Annotated in this window: 14 protein-coding genes; 12 read left to right on the forward strand and 2 right to left on the reverse strand. The window is 65.2% G+C overall.

What is annotated here, in order from left to right:
• The 12 genes from BU124_RS10310 to BU124_RS10365 all read left to right on the forward strand — a co-directional run bounded on the left by BU124_RS10310 (window position 1) and on the right by BU124_RS10365 (window position 11,665).
• Window positions 1-375, forward strand: coding sequence for a hypothetical protein (locus tag BU124_RS10310; RefSeq protein ID WP_084863444.1), 375 nt, complete (start codon window positions 1-3; stop codon window positions 373-375).
• A 10-nt stretch (window positions 376-385) separates the two neighbouring features.
• The gene (nuoH, locus tag BU124_RS10315; RefSeq protein WP_084863446.1) at window positions 386-1,426 is read left to right on the forward strand and encodes an NADH-quinone oxidoreductase subunit NuoH; all 1,041 of its coding nucleotides are present in this window, start codon (window positions 386-388) and stop codon (window positions 1,424-1,426) included.
• Between the two features lies 1 nt (window position 1,427).
• Entirely contained in the window at window positions 1,428-1,922 is a 495-nt protein-coding gene (nuoI, locus tag BU124_RS10320) for an NADH-quinone oxidoreductase subunit NuoI (protein ID WP_084863448.1), read from the forward strand.
• 82 nt (window positions 1,923-2,004) lie between these two features.
• Window positions 2,005-2,403, forward strand: a complete 399-nt coding sequence (locus tag BU124_RS10325) for a carboxymuconolactone decarboxylase family protein (RefSeq protein WP_084863451.1) — start codon at window positions 2,005-2,007, stop codon at window positions 2,401-2,403.
• Window positions 2,400-3,008, forward strand: coding sequence for an NADH-quinone oxidoreductase subunit J (locus tag BU124_RS10330; RefSeq protein ID WP_084863453.1), 609 nt, complete (start codon window positions 2,400-2,402; stop codon window positions 3,006-3,008). Before BU124_RS10325 ends, BU124_RS10330 begins: the two co-directional genes overlap by 4 nt.
• Before the next feature lie 82 nt (window positions 3,009-3,090).
• Window positions 3,091-3,396 carry an NADH-quinone oxidoreductase subunit NuoK gene (nuoK, locus tag BU124_RS10335; RefSeq protein WP_084863455.1) on the forward strand — a complete coding sequence of 102 codons (306 nt, stop codon included), beginning with the start codon at window positions 3,091-3,093 and terminating at the stop codon, window positions 3,394-3,396.
• A gap of 6 nt (window positions 3,397-3,402) precedes the next feature.
• On the forward strand, window positions 3,403-5,475 hold the full coding sequence (gene nuoL / locus BU124_RS10340; protein ID WP_084863458.1) for an NADH-quinone oxidoreductase subunit L: 2,073 nt from the start codon (window positions 3,403-3,405) through the stop codon (window positions 5,473-5,475).
• Window positions 5,475-7,016 carry an NADH-quinone oxidoreductase subunit M gene (locus tag BU124_RS10345; protein ID WP_084863460.1) on the forward strand — a complete coding sequence of 514 codons (1,542 nt, stop codon included), beginning with the start codon at window positions 5,475-5,477 and terminating at the stop codon, window positions 7,014-7,016. The genes nuoL and BU124_RS10345 overlap by 1 nt, the downstream gene beginning before the upstream one ends.
• Before the next feature lie 12 nt (window positions 7,017-7,028).
• Window positions 7,029-8,468, forward strand: a complete 1,440-nt coding sequence (gene nuoN / locus BU124_RS10350; protein ID WP_084863463.1) for an NADH-quinone oxidoreductase subunit NuoN — start codon at window positions 7,029-7,031, stop codon at window positions 8,466-8,468.
• A complete protein-coding gene (locus BU124_RS10355; RefSeq protein WP_245831667.1) occupies window positions 8,458-9,210 on the forward strand; it encodes a biotin--[acetyl-CoA-carboxylase] ligase in 753 nt (250 codons plus the stop codon). The genes nuoN and BU124_RS10355 overlap by 11 nt, the downstream gene beginning before the upstream one ends.
• A gap of 14 nt (window positions 9,211-9,224) precedes the next feature.
• On the forward strand, window positions 9,225-9,998 hold the full coding sequence (locus tag BU124_RS10360; protein WP_084863466.1) for a type III pantothenate kinase: 774 nt from the start codon (window positions 9,225-9,227) through the stop codon (window positions 9,996-9,998).
• A 2-nt stretch (window positions 9,999-10,000) separates the two neighbouring features.
• Complete coding sequence (locus tag BU124_RS10365; RefSeq protein WP_084863469.1) at window positions 10,001-11,665, forward strand: ribonuclease J; 1,665 nt, start codon at window positions 10,001-10,003, stop codon at window positions 11,663-11,665.
• A gap of 56 nt (window positions 11,666-11,721) precedes the next feature.
• Here the strand turns inward: BU124_RS10365 and BU124_RS10370 are convergent, their stop codons facing one another.
• Window positions 11,722-13,173, reverse strand: a complete 1,452-nt coding sequence (locus BU124_RS10370; RefSeq protein WP_084863471.1) for a DEAD/DEAH box helicase — start codon at window positions 13,171-13,173, stop codon at window positions 11,722-11,724.
• 180 nt (window positions 13,174-13,353) lie between these two features.
• Window positions 13,354-14,961: a peptide chain release factor 3 gene (locus tag BU124_RS10375; protein ID WP_084863473.1), complete on the reverse strand. Its 1,608-nt coding sequence runs from the start codon at window positions 14,959-14,961 to the stop codon at window positions 13,354-13,356.
• Window positions 14,962-15,051: the final 90 nt, after the last annotated feature.

The following is a 15,051-nucleotide window of genomic DNA, read 5'->3' on the forward strand; positions in this document are numbered from 1 at the left end:
ATGCGGCGCGCGGGGCTCATGGCGGCACTGGCCCTTGCCGGGTGCGAGGGGACGGCCCAGACCGGCGCCGCCGGCTATGGCGGCGTCGAGACACGCCTGCTCGACGGGGACCTCGTGAACTTCCACGTTCGCATGGAAACCCCCGAAAGCCGCGAACAGGTCGCCGACTACGCCCGCTGTGCGGCGGCACAATACGCCTTGATCCGCGGATACGGCTTTGCCCGCCACGTCCGCACGCAGATCGAGCAGGACGGCAGGGTCTGGACGGGGGACGCGGTTTATACCATTTCCCCGGCGCTGCCCGACGGGCTGAGGACGATTGACGCCGAGGTCGCCGTGGCCGATTGCGCGCGAAACGGAATACCGACGGTCTGAGGGGACATTCATGGTTGAGTTCTTCACTACCACAAACCTCGGCATCGTGCTGCTGGTGCTGGGCCAGTGCCTGCTGGTGCTGGTGCCGCTGCTGACGGCGCTGGCCTTTCTGCTGCTGGCCGACCGCAAGGTCTGGGCCGCGGTGATGATGCGGCGCGGCCCCAACGTTGTCGGCGCCTTCGGCCTGCTGCAGAGCTTTGCCGATTTCATCAAGTACATCTTCAAGGAGGTCGTGATCCCGGCCGGGGCGGACAAGGTCGTCTTCCTCATGGCGCCGATGATGACCTTCGTGCTGGCCGTGATCGCCTGGGCGGTGATCCCCTTCAACGATCGCTGGGTGCTGGCCGACATCAACGTGGCCATCCTCTATGTCTTCGCCGTCTCCACGCTCGAGGTCTACGGCGTGATCATGGGCGGCTGGGCCTCGAACTCGAAGTATCCCTTCCTCGGCTCGCTGCGCTCGGCGGCGCAGATGATCTCTTACGAGGTCTCGATCGGCCTGATCATCGTTGGCGTGATCCTGTCGACCGGCTCGCTCAACTTCGGCGAGATCGTCGCCGCGCAAGACGGCGGCTGGGGCATCTTCAGCTGGTACTGGCTGCCGCATTTCCCGATGGTGTTTCTGTTCTTCATCTCGGCGCTGGCCGAGACGAACCGCCCGCCCTTCGACCTGCCGGAGGCAGAGTCGGAACTGGTGGCGGGCTACCAGACGGAATATTCCTCGACACCGTTCCTGCTGTTCATGATCGGCGAGCTGATGTCGGTGGTGTTGATGTGCGCGCTGGTATCGCTGCTGTTCTTCGGCGGCTGGCTGTCGCCCATCCCCGGTCTGCCCGACGGTGTCTTCTGGCTGGTGCTGAAGATGGCCTTCTTCTTCTTCATCTTCGCGATGGTGAAGGCGATCACACCGCGCTACCGCTACGACCAGCTGATGCGGCTGGGCTGGAAGGTCTTCCTGCCGTTCAGCCTGGGTTGGGTCGTGCTGGTGGCCTTCCTGGCCAAGTTCGAAATCCTGGGCTCGTTCTGGGCCCGTTACGCGATGGGGGGCTGAGATGACCACGATGGACTACACGCGCGCCGCGAAGTACTTCCTGCTGCAGGATTTCTTCAAGGGCTTCAAGCTGGGGCTGCGCTACTTCCTCGCGCCCAAGGCGACGATCAACTACCCGCACGAAAAGGGGCCGCTGTCGCCGCGGTTCCGCGGGGAACACGCGCTGCGCCGCTATCCCAACGGCGAGGAACGCTGCATCGCCTGCAAGCTGTGCGAGGCGATCTGCCCCGCGCAGGCGATCACCATCGACGCCGAGCCGCGCGAGGACGGCAGCCGCCGCACCACCCGCTACGACATCGACATGACGAAATGCATCTACTGCGGCTTCTGCGAGGAAGCCTGCCCGGTCGATGCCATCGTCGAGGGGCCGAATTTCGAGTTCTCGACCGAGACCCGCGAAGAGCTTTACTACGACAAGGAAAAGCTGCTGGCCAACGGCGACCGCTGGGAAGCCGAGATCGCCCGCAACCTCGAACTGGACGCGCCGTACCGATGATAGCTCGCGCTTGCCTCTCAGCCGCGGGCGCTCCGTCGACGGAGCGCGGCCCTGCTGCGGTGCAGCAGGGCGGGGGGACGGCATGAGCGGGGACACCCCCTTCGAGGCCATGATGAAGGCCGGTCAGGACCTCGCGCGCGCGGTCAATCCCGCGCTTGAGTCCTTCACGCCCAAGGGGGTCGAGGGGATGGTCCCCACCATGCCGCGCGCGGTCATGGACGCGACCATGGGCAAGGGGTTGAACCCGGACGGGCTTGAGGCGAAAACGCGCCTGTTGCTGACGTTGCAGGGGTTGACCATCATGGGCGCACAGGCCGAGGCGCAGATCAGGCTGACGGTGCGCCACGCCGTCGAGGCGGGCGCGACGCAGCAGGAAGTGGCCGAGACCATCGCCCTGGCGGGCATGTTCGGCGGCGTTCCGGCAATGACCACGGCGATGGAAATCGCCAGCGACGTCATGGAAAAGGACGGTGACACATGACACCCATGGTTCTGGCATTCTACGCCTTTGCCACCTCGACGCTGGTTGGGGGGCTGATGACGGTCATCGGCCGTAACCCCGTGCACTCGGTCCTCTGGCTGATCCTGGCGTTCCTGTCCTCGGCGGGGCTCTTCGTGTTGCTGGGGGCGGAATTCATCGCGATGCTGCTGATGATCGTCTACGTCGGCGCGGTCGCGGTGCTCTTTCTTTTCGTGGTCATGATGCTGGACATCGACTTTTCCGAGCTCAAGGCGCAGATGGCGAAATACATGCCGCTGGCGCTGGTCATCGGGGTGATCCTGCTGATGCAGCTTGCCATCGCCTTTGGCGCCTGGGGGTTCGATGCGGGCGCGCAGGGCCGTTTGGCCGCGCCTGTCGAGGGCGGTGTCCAGAACACCACCGGGCTGGGGCTGCTGATTTACGACACCTATTTCATCCTGTTCCAGCTGGCCGGGCTGATCCTGCTGGTCGCCATGATCGGGGCGATCGTCCTGACGCTGCGCCACCGCCAGGACATTCGCCGCCAGAACATCCTCGATCAGATGTATCGCGACCCGCAAGAGGCCATGGACCTCAAGGACGTCAAACCGGGGCAGGGGCTATGAACCGAGGCACACTCATCGCGGCCGTCGCGGCAATCGTCGTGGCCGTCCTGGTGGCAAACGGATATTTCGGAGGCGAAGGCTGATGATCGGGCTAGAACACTACCTTTCCGTCGCCGCGGCGCTTTTCGTGATCGGCATCTTCGGGCTGTTTCTGAACCGCAAGAACGTCATCATCCTGCTGATGAGCATCGAGTTGATGCTGCTGGCGGTGAACATCAACTTCGTGGCCTTCTCCAGCTTCCTGCAGGATATGGTCGGGCAGGTCTTCACCCTGTTCGTGCTGACCGTCGCCGCCGCCGAGGCCGCGATCGGGCTGGCCATCCTGGTCTGTTTCTTCCGCAACCGGGGCACCATCGACGTCGAAGACGTCAACGTGATGAAAGGCTAGGGCGACATGGAAACCATCCTCCTTTTCGCGCCGCTTGTCGGGGCCATCGTCGCGGGCTTCGGCTGGAAGCTGATCGGCGAACAGGCCGCGCAGTGGACCGCCACCGGCCTGCTGTTCCTGTCGGCGCTGCTGTCCTGGATCGTTTTCCTGACCTTCGACGGCACGACCCAGCACATCGAGATCCTGCGCTGGATCCAGTCGGGCACGCTGGACACCGCCTGGGGCATCCGCATGGACCGGCTGACGGCGGTGATGCTGATCGTCATCACGACCGTCTCGGCGCTCGTGCATCTGTATTCCTTCGGCTACATGGCCCATGATGAGAACTTCCGCGAGGGCGAGCACTACAAGGCGCGGTTCTTCGCCTACCTGTCGTTCTTCACCTTCGCGATGCTGATGCTGGTGACGGCCGATAACCTGGTGCAGATGTTCTTCGGCTGGGAGGGGGTGGGCGTTGCCTCCTACCTGCTGATCGGGTTCTACTACCGCAAGCCGAGCGCCAATGCCGCCGCCATCAAGGCTTTCGTGGTCAATCGCGTGGGCGACTTCGGCTTTGCCCTCGGCATCTTCGCCATCTTTTTCCTGGTCGACTCGGTCAGGCTGGACGACGTCTTCGCCGCCGCGCCGGAGCTGGCCGGGACGCAAATCTCCTTCCTCTGGGCCGAGTGGAACGCGGCCAACCTCGTCGGCGTGCTATTGTTCATCGGGGCCATGGGCAAGTCGGCGCAGCTGATCCTGCACACCTGGCTGCCCGACGCCATGGAAGGCCCGACCCCGGTGTCGGCGCTGATCCACGCCGCGACCATGGTGACGGCGGGGGTCTTCCTTGTCTGCCGCATGTCGCCGATCTACGAATTCGCGCCCGACGCGCAGGCCTTCATCGTCTTTCTTGGCGCCAGCACGGCGTTCTTCGCGGCAACGGTTGGCCTTGTCCAGAACGACATCAAGCGCGTGATCGCCTATTCGACCTGTTCGCAGCTGGGGTACATGTTCGTGGCCGCGGGCGTGGGCGTCTACTCGGTGGCCATGTTCCACCTTCTGACCCATGCCTTCTTCAAGGCGATGCTGTTCCTCGGGGCCGGCTCGGTCATCCACGGGATGCACCACGAACAGGACATGCGCCACTACGGCGGGCTGCGCCACAAGATGCCCAAGACCTTCTGGGCGATGCTGATCGGCACGCTGGCCATCACCGGTGTCGGCATTCCGTTGACCGGCTGGATCGGCTTTGCCGGCTTCGCCTCCAAGGATGCCGTGATCGAGAGCGCTTACGTCGGCAGCGGGGGCGGCTATGCCTTCTGGATGCTGGTGGTGGCGGCGCTCTTCACCAGTTTCTATAGCTGGCGGCTGATGTTCCTGACCTTCTGGGGCACGCCGCGCGGCAAAAAGCACACGCACGAGCACGCCCACGAAAGCCCGAATGTCATGCTTGTGCCGCTGGGCGTTCTGGCCATCGGCGCGATCTTTTCCGGGGCGATCTGGTATTCGAGCTTCTTTGGCAAGACCAACGAGGTGGTGGATTTCTTTGGCGGCCAGTACGGCGAGCCGCGCCAGGAATTGGTCGAGGCGGTGGCCGACCGCAGCCCCAAGGCCTCGGAACTGAGCTACGTCATGGACAGCGCGCCCGGCGAGGCGGGTATCTACATCCGCCCCGAGAACACCGTCCTGCACGAGGCGCACTACGTGCCGACCTGGGTCAAGCTGGCACCCTTCATCGCCATGCTGATCGGGCTGGGCACGGCCTATCAGATGTATATCCGCCGCCCCGAGCTGCCCGGCAAACTGGCCGAGAACCAGCGCCCGCTGTACGAGTTCCTGCTCAACAAGTGGTATTTCGACGAGCTTTACGACATCGTCTTCGTCCGGCCCGCCAAGTCGGTGGGAGCGATCCTGTGGAAGCGCGGTGACGGCAACGTCATCGACGGCGGCATCAACGGGCTGGCGCTGGGCGTGGTGCCCTTCTTCACCCGGCTCGCGGGGCGGTGGCAGTCCGGCTATGTCTTTACCTATGCCTTCGCCATGGTGCTCGGGATCGTGCTGATCCTCACCTATGTTACGATCACCGGGGGGGTCGAGTAATGGGCAATCTTCTGACCATCACCACCTTCATCCCGACCATCGCGGCGGTGATCCTGGCGGTCTTCCTGCGCGGCGAGGACGAGGCGGCGCAGCGCAACGCCAAGTGGGTGGCCATGGCCGCCACGGTGATGACCTTCGTGGTCTCGCTGTTCATCCTGTTCGGGTTCGATCCCGCCGACACCGGCTTTCAGTTTGTCGAGGAACGCGACTGGCTGCTGGGGCTGCAATACAAGATGGGCGTCGACGGGATCAGCGTGCTCTTCGTGATGCTGACCACCTTCCTGATGCCGATCACCATCGCGGCCTGCTGGAACGTGACGAGCCGGGTCAAGGAATACATGATCGCCTTCCTGCTTCTGGAAACGCTCATGCTGGGCGTGTTCATGGCGCTGGACCTGGTGCTGTTCTACCTGTTCTTCGAGGCGGGCCTGATCCCGATGTTCCTGATCATCGGGATCTGGGGGGGCAAGGAACGCATCTACGCCGCCTTCAAGTTCTTCCTCTACACCTTCCTAGGATCGGTGCTGATGCTGGTGGCCATGGTCACCATGTTCTACGAGGCCGGCACCACCGATATCGAGACGCTGCTGACCTATCCCTTCGCGACCGAGACCATCACGGTCATGGGCGTGCATGTCATTGGCGGGTTGCAGACGCTGCTCTGGCTGGCCTTCTTTGCCAGCTTCGCGGTCAAGATGCCGATGTGGCCGGTCCATACTTGGCTGCCGGATGCCCACGTGCAGGCGCCCACCGCCGGGTCGGTCGTGCTGGCCGCGATCCTGCTGAAGATGGGCGGTTACGGCTTCCTGCGGTTTTCGCTGCCGATGTTCCCCGCTGGCACCGAGGTGCTGGGCGATCTGGTGCTCTGGCTCTCGGCCATCGCCATCGTCTACACATCGCTGGTGGCGCTGGTGCAGGAGGACATGAAAAAGCTCATCGCCTACAGCTCGGTGGCGCACATGGGCTATGTCACCATGGGTATTTTCGCGGTGAACCAGCAGGGCATCGACGGCGCGATCTTCCAGATGCTCAGCCACGGGTTCATCTCGGGGGCGCTGTTCCTTTGCGTCGGGGTGATCTACGACCGGATGCACACCCGCGACATCGACGCCTACGGCGGGCTGGTGAACCGGATGCCGGCCTATGCGCTGATCTTCATGCTGTTCACCATGGCAAACGTGGGCCTGCCGGGAACCAGCGGCTTCATAGGCGAATTCCTGACGCTGATGGGCGTGTTCCAGGCCAACACCTGGGTCGCCGCGGTGGCCACCACGGGGGTGATCCTCTCGGCGGCCTACGCGCTATGGCTCTATCGCCGTGTTGTCATGGGCGACCTGATCAAGGAAAGCCTCAAGTCGATCACCGACATGACCCCGCGCGAGCGCGGCATCTTCGCACCGCTCGTGGTCATGACACTTCTGCTGGGGGTCTACCCCAGCCTTGTCACCGACATTATCGGCCCCTCGGTCGAAGCGCTGGTGGGGCAGGTCACGACCGCGCAGGCGGCGTTCGAGCCCGCCACCATGATGGCCCAGCAGTAAGGATTTCGCCTGATGATCTCTGCCGATCTCGACACCATCCTTCCCGAAATCATCCTGTCGGTCTATGCCATGGGCGCGTTGTTGCTGGCCGTCTATACCAGCAAGGACAGGATGGCCGGGACGCTGACGTGGACGACCGGGGGGCTGTTCCTCGTGCTGGCGCTCTGGATCGGCTTTGCCGGTCAGGGTACCACTACGGCCTTCGGCGGCATGATCGTCGATGACGCCTATGCGCGGTTCGCCAAGGTGGTGATCCTGGCCTCGGCGGCGGCGGTCCTCGTCATGGGCGAGAGTTACATGGCCCGGCGCGACCTGCTGCGGTTCGAATACCCGATCCTGATCGCGCTGGCCGTGGTGGGCATGATGATCATGGTGTCGGCGGGCGATCTCATGGCGCTCTACATGGGGCTGGAGCTGCAGTCGCTGGCGCTTTACGTCGTGGCCGCGCTCCGGCGCGACAGCGCGAAATCGACCGAGGCCGGCCTGAAATATTTCGTCCTCGGCGCGCTGTCCTCGGGACTGCTGCTTTACGGTGCCTCGCTGACCTACGGCTACGCCGGCACCACGCTGTTCTCGGGCATCATCGAGGCGACGTCGGACGGCGTCTCGCTGGGGCTGCTCTTCGGGTTGGTGTTCCTGATCGCTGGCTTCGCCTTCAAGGTCTCGGCCGCGCCCTTCCACATGTGGACGCCGGATGTCTACGAGGGCGCCCCGACGCCGGTGACCGCCTTTTTCGCAACGGCACCCAAGATGGCGGCCATGGGCCTTTTCGCGCGCGTGGTGCATGACGCCTTCGGCGGCACCGTGGGCGACTGGCAGCAGATCGTCGCCTTCCTCGCCGTGATTTCCATGTTCCTGGGCGGGATCGCGGCCATCGGCCAAACCGACATCAAGCGCCTGATGGCCTATTCCTCGATCGCGCACATGGGCTTTGCCCTGATGGGGCTGGCCGCGGGCACGGCCTTCGGCGTGCAGGCCATGTTGATCTACATGACGATCTACATCGCCATGAATATCGGCACCTTCGCCTTCATCCTGACCATGGAAAAAGACGGCCGCCCGGTCACCGACATTGCCGCGCTCAACATGTATTCCCGGGTCGAGCCGGGCAAGGCGCTGGCCATGCTGGTGCTGCTGTTCAGCCTGGCGGGTGTGCCGCCGATGCTGGGCTTTTTCGGCAAGCTCTACGTGCTGCGCGCCGCCGTCGATGGCGGGCTGGCCTGGCTGGCGGTTCTCGGGGTTCTGGCCTCGGTCATCGGGGCCTTCTACTACCTACGCATCGTCTACTACATGTATTTCGGCACGCCGACCGAGGACGCGCTCGATCGCAACGCCTCGCCGGTTCTCTGGTCGCTGCTCATGGGGTCGGCGGTCGTGATGGTGGTCGGGATCGTGAACCTCTTCGGGGTGGAACCGATCGCACAAGCGGCCGCGCGCGCCCTTGCAGGATAAATGGCCCGCCGGGGTTGGGCGCATAATCCTGCCCCGCACTGACAGCACCCTGTCCGAGGCCGCACGGCGCTTTTCCGACCTGTCCGGGCCGACGTGGATTCTGGCCCACGACCAGACCGCGGCGCGCGGCCGGCGGGGCCGTGCCTGGGCCAATCCACCGGGGAATTTCGCCTCGACCCATGTGACGGGGCTGGACCGCCCGGCGGGCGAGGCCGCCCTGCGGTCCTTCGTCATGGCATTGGCGCTGCACGATGCCCTGGCGGCGGCGACCGGTCGCGCGGACCTGCTGGCCCTGAAATGGCCCAACGACGTGCTGCTCGCGGGGGGCAAGGTGGCGGGCATCCTCCTGGAAAGCGTCACCCTCCAGGGGCGTGTGGCGGGGCTTTCCGTCGGCGTGGGCGTCAACCTGTTCGCAGCGCCCGACCCCGAGAGCCTGGAGCCCGGCGCGGTAACGCCGGTGTCGCTGCGCGCGGAAACCGGCATCAGCATCAGCGACCTCGATTTCCTCGGCCTGCTGGCCCGCGCCTATGCCGTGCGCGACCATGACTTCATTACCTACGGCTTTGCCCCCATCCGCGAGGCCTGGTTGCGCCTCGCCGCCCGCCGCGGACAGGCGATTACCGCCCGCCTGCCCGGCGAAGCGGTCACCGGCACCTTTGAAACCGTTGACGAAAACGGGTATCTGGTCCTGACGACGGCCCGGGGCCCGCGGCGGATCGCGGCCGCCGACGTGGTCTTTTGAAAGGCGATCCCCCGATGCTCCTGTGTATCGACTGCGGCAACACGAACACGGTCTTCGCCCTGTGGGACGGGCAGAAGTTCCTGTGCACCCTGCGCACGAGCACGCATCACGCGCGCACGGCGGATGCCTATTTCACCTGGTTCTCGACCCTGCTGGACCACTATCGGATCGAGCCCGAGATCACGGATGTCATCATATCCTCGACAGTGCCGCGCGTCGTATTCAACCTGCGCGTCTTTGCCGACCGGTTCTTCGGCTGCCGCCCGCTGGTGGTGGGCAAGCCCGACTGCCCGGCGCCGATCCCGCCGCGCGTGGATGCGGGCACCTCCGTGGGCCCCGACAGGCTGGTCAATGCCGCCGGGGCGCATGACCGGCACGGCGGCGACCTGATCGTGGTGGATTTCGGCACCGCGACGACCTTCGATGTCGTGGCGCAGGACGGCGCCTATGTCGGCGGCGTGATCGCGCCCGGCGTGAACCTCAGCCTCGAGGCGCTGCACAGCGCCGCCGCGGCCCTGCCGCATGTCGACGTGACCAAGCCGGACCGGGTCATCGGCACCAACACCGTCGATTGCATGCAATCGGGGGTTTTCTGGGGCTATATCGGGCTGGTCAGCGGCATCTGCGACCGGATCAAGGGCGCGTATGACCGCCCCATGAAAGTCATCGGAACGGGTGGCCTCGCCCCGTTGTTCAGTACCGGCGAGGCGCTATTTGACACCGTTGAGGGTGACCTGACCATGCACGGTCTGACGGTCATCCATCGCCACAACAAGGAACACACCTGACAATGAGCAGCGACAGACTGATTTATCTCCCCCTCGGCGGCGCGGGGGAGATCGGGATGAATTGCTACGTTTACGGCTATGGGCCCGCCGGGGCCGAACGCCTGATCGTGGTCGATCTGGGCATGACCTTTCCGGACATGGACACCACGCCGGGGGTCGACCTGATCTTTCCCGACGTGTCCTGGCTCGAGGCCCGCAAGGACCGGATCGAGGCCATCTTCATCACCCATGCTCACGAGGACCACGTCGGCGCCGTGGGCCACTACTGGGAAAAGCTGGGCGCGACGATCCATTGCCGCGCCTTCACCGCCAATATCGCCCGGCGCAAGATGTCCGAGCACGGCTATTCCGAGGCCACCGTGCGCACCTTGGGCGCCTGGCCCGAGGACAGCGTGACGGCGGGCCCCTTCACCGTGGGCTTCGTGCCGATCAGCCACTCGATCCCCGAAAGCTCGTCACTGGTGATCGACACGCCCGAGGGCCGGCTGGTCCATACCGGCGATTTCAAGATCGACGAGACGCCGGGCGTCGGCGAACCCTTCGACCGGGCGCTCTGGGCGCAGGTGGCCGAACCGGGGGTCAAGGCGCTGATCTGTGACAGCACCAATGTCTTCTCGGCCCATCCCGGCCGGTCCGAGGCCAGCGTCGGCCCCGAGATCGAGGGCCTGATGAAGACCGCGCCGGGCATGGTGGTGGCGACGACCTTCGCCTCGAACGTCAGCCGGGTGCGGACCATTGCCCAGGCCGGTGTGGCCGCGGGCCGGTCGGTCTGCCTGCTGGGTCGGGCCATGCGGCGCATGATCGAGGCGGCACAGGAGACCGGCATTCTTGAGGATTTTCCATCGGTGGTCAGCCCGGAAGAGGCCAAGGATATCCCGCGCGAGAACCTGCTGCTGGTCGTCACCGGCAGCCAGGGCGAACGCCGCGCGGCCAGTGCCCAGCTGGCCAATGGCAAGTACATGGGGCTGAAGATGGCCGAGGGCGACACCTTCCTGTTTTCCTCCAAGACCATTCCGGGCAACGAACGCGGCGTCATCCGCATCATGAACCAGTTCTCGGAGATGGGCGTGGACGTGATCGACGACAGCGCCGACCGCTACCACGTCTCGGGGCACGCCAACCGGCCCGACCTCAAGGAGATGCACGCGATCTGCCAGCCCGCGCTGGTGGTGCCCATGCACGGCGAACACCGCCACCTGCGCGAGATGGTCAAGCTGGCGGGTGAGGGGGGCTATCCCGGCGTGCTGGCGGTCAACGGCACCATGGTCGACCTGGAAGTCGCCAAGCCGGTCGAGTTCATCGAGACCGGCCGCGTCTATCTGGACGGGCACGCCCACGTGGGCCAGTACGACGGAATCGTGCGCGACCGGATCCGCATGGCGCTGAACGGGCACGTTACGGTGACGCTTGTCATCGACGAGGACAACGAGCCCCTCGGCGATCCCTGGTGCGACCTGATGGGGCTGTCCGAGACGGGGCGCAACAACGCCGACCTGGCCGAGGCGCTGGAAAGCGCCCTCGGCAGCTGGCTGCAAAAGGCCGACGCCAAGGTGCTGCGCGACGATACAACGCTGGAAAAGGACCTGCGCACGCTGACACGGCGCACGGCCGAAAACGAGATCGGCAAGAAACCGGAAGTGACGGTCGTTATCAGCCGCCTGAGCTAGGGCGGAAGGACCATTGTCACGCGGTGCGGCGGGATGGAAATTCTGGAATTTCCATCCTAGCCGGCGCGGCGTTCGTCGAAGCTCTTGACGATGAAGTCGGGCGCATCGTCGCCCATGCCGACCACGGCCTCGTCCCGCGACGCCCGGCCGCGTCCGCCGCGGCTGCCCTTGGCGCGGCTGTCGGGCTTCTTCTCGGTCTTGGGCGCGGGCTTGGCCGCCGCGGCCTCGTCCGGCTCCGCCTCGGGCGCGGGGGCCGCGTTGGCCTTGGGGGTGTCCGCCTTCTTGCGCGACCGCGTGCGGCTGCGCTTGGGCTTGTCCTCGTCCGGCGCGTCTGCCTGAACGGTTCCTTTTTCGCCCCCGGCCATCGGGTTTTCCAGCCGCGGAATTTCCTTTTCCAGCAATTTCTCGACCGCCTCGAAGTACTTGTCGTCGCGCGGGCCGCAGATCATGACCGCCTTGCCCGAGCGCCCGGCGCGCCCCGTCCGGCCGATGCGGTGGACGTAATCCTCGGCATGGCTGGGCACGTCGAAGTTGAACACGTGGCTGACTGCGGGAATGTCCAGCCCCCGGGCGGCCACGTCCGAGGCCACCAGAAGGCGGATCGACCCCTCGCGGAAGCCGTCGAGCGTGCGGGTGCGCTGGGATTGTTCCAGATCGCCGTGAATCGGGGCCGCGTCATAGCCGTATTTCTTGAGCGACTTGGCCACCGCGTCCACGTCCGTCTTGCGGTTGCAAAAGATGATGGCGTTGCTGCAGGCCGCGCCCTCGGCGTCGATCAGGGCGCGCAGCAGCTTGCGCTTTTCGCTGTCGGCCCGGTCCTTGCGCGACCCCTTGAACATGACCACGCCCTGTTCGATCGTTTCCGAGGCGGTGGCCTGGCGGGCCACCTCGATGCGGGCGGGGTTGGACAGGAAGGTGTTGGTGATCCGCTCGATCTCGTTGGCCATGGTGGCCGAGAAGAACAGTGTCTGCCGGGTGAAGGGGGTCAGGCCGAAGATCTTCTCGATATCGGGGATGAAGCCCATGTCGAGCATCCGGTCGGCCTCGTCCACGACCATGACCTTGACGTCCGACAGGATCAGCTTGCCGCGCTCGAAATGGTCGAGCAGGCGGCCCGGCGTGGCGATCAGGACGTCGACGCCCTTGTCGATGCGCTGGTCCTGTTCCTTGAAACTGACACCGCCGATCAGCAGTGCCTTGGTCAGCTTGGTGTACTTGGCGTAGGTGTCGAAGTTCTCGGCCACCTGGGTGGCCAGTTCGCGGGTCGGGCACAGCACCAGGCTGCGCGGCATCCGCGCCCGCGCGCGGCCGCGCTTGAGCATGGTGATCATAGGCAGGGTGAAGCCGGCGGTCTTGCCGGTGCCGGTCTGGGCAATGCCCAGCACGTCGCGCCCCTCGAGCGCGGGGGGAATCGCCCCCGCCTGGATGGGCGTTGGGGTTTCGTAGCCGGTTTCCTCGATGGCCTTGAGAACCTTGGCATCGAGTTTCAGGTCGGAGAATTTCGTCAAATCAGGCCTTTCGCATGGTCGCGGCGTTGGAGACGGCCGCAGATACGCGCGCGGCCCGCCCGGCCGTATTGCCGTGGCGTCTTTGTACCGCTCGACTACGCGGCGCGATGTGCAAGGTCAAGACCATCGAGAACCGCGCGCCTGGCGGTCACGTGCCCGGCGTGGCCGTGCGGCACCGGTTCAGACCATCATTTCCTTGGTCGCCGACAGGGTGACCTCGGGGTAGTCGCGTTCGACCCGGTCGATGTCCCATTGCAGGCGGGTCATGTAGACAACGTCGCCGTCGTTGTCGTAGCTGATGTGCTGCTTGTTGGCCTGGGCGAAGTGATCCACGGCCTCGCGCGGGCCGTGGACCCAGCGCGCGGATGTGAACTGCGACGGCTCGAAGCGGACGGGCAGGCCGTATTCCATCTCGATCCGGCTGCCCAGCACCTCGAACTGCAGGGCACCGACGACGCCGACGATATAGCCCGCGCCGATCATCGGCTTGAAAACCTTGGCCGCGCCCTCCTCGGCGAACTGGAACAGGGCCTTTTCCAGGTGCTTGGCCTTCATCGGGTCGCCCGCGCGCACCCCCTGAAGCAACTCCGGCGCGAAGGAGGGGATTCCGGTCACCTTGAGTGTCTCGCCCTCGGTCAGGGTGTCGCCGATGCGCAGCTGGCCGTGGTTGGGAATGCCCATGATGTCGCCCGCCCAGGCCTCTTCGGCCAGTTCGCGGTCGCTGGCCAGGAACAGCACTGGGCTGGAGATCGCCATGGGTTTCTTGCTGCGCACATGGGTCAGCTTCATGCCGCGGGTGAAATGCCCCGAGGACAGCCGGACGAAGGCGACCCGGTCGCGGTGCCTGGCGTCCATGTTGGCCTGCACCTTGAAGACGAAACCGGTGACCTTGCCCTCTTCAGGCGCGATCTGGCGCGGCGTGGCGCTGGTGGGCTGGGGTTCGGGGCCGAAGTCGCCGATGCCCTCCATCAGCTCCTTGACGCCGAAGGAATTGATCGCCGAGCCGAACCAGATCGGCGTCATGGTCCCTTCGAGCACCGCCTGCGCGTCAAGCGTCGGCAAGAGCTCGCGCGCCATCTCGACCTCTTCCAGGAAGGGGTCAAGCAGATGCGCGGGGACATGTTCGGCCAATTTCGGATCGTCCAGCCCGTTGATCTGGATGCTTTCGGCAACCCTGTTGCGGTCGGCGCGGTCCATCAGGTCCAGCCGGTCGCGCAGCAGGTCGTAACAGCCGATGAAATCGCGCCCCATGCCGATGGGCCAGCTGGCCGGGGTCACGTCGATGGCGAGGTTTTCCTGAATTTCATCGATGATCTCGAAGGTGTCGCGGCTCTCGCGGTCCATCTTGTTGCAGAAGGTCAGGATCGGCAGGTCGCGCAGGCGGCACACCTCGAAGAGCTTGCGGGTCTGGCTTTCCACGCCCTTGGCCCCGTCGATCACCATCACCGCCGCGTCGACGGCCGTCAGCGTGCGGTAGGTGTCCTCGGAAAAGTCCGAGTGGCCGGGGGTGTCCACGAGGTTGTAACGGAAGTCCTTGAAATCGAAGGACATGGCCGAGGCCGAGACGGAAATGCCCCGGTCCTTTTCCATCTGCATGTAGTCCGAGCGGGTGCGCCGCGCCTCGCCCTTGGCGCGCACCTGTCCGGCCATCTGGATGGCCCCGCCGTAGAGAAGGAACTTCTCGGTAAGGGTGGTCTTGCCCGCGTCCGGGTGGCTGATGATCGCGAAGGTCCGGCGGCGGGCGATTTCCGCGGGCAGGCCGGGGCGGTTCGTGGCGGGTTGTGTCATGCCGCCCCCTTAGCCCCTGCCGAAGCGAAGGGCAACGCGCCGCTGACCCGGTGCCGATCCGGTGCCGATCCCGACCCGATCCGGCGTGGG

The organism is Salibaculum halophilum (assembly GCF_002094885.1).
Classification (GTDB): domain Bacteria; phylum Pseudomonadota; class Alphaproteobacteria; order Rhodobacterales; family Rhodobacteraceae; genus Salibaculum; species Salibaculum halophilum.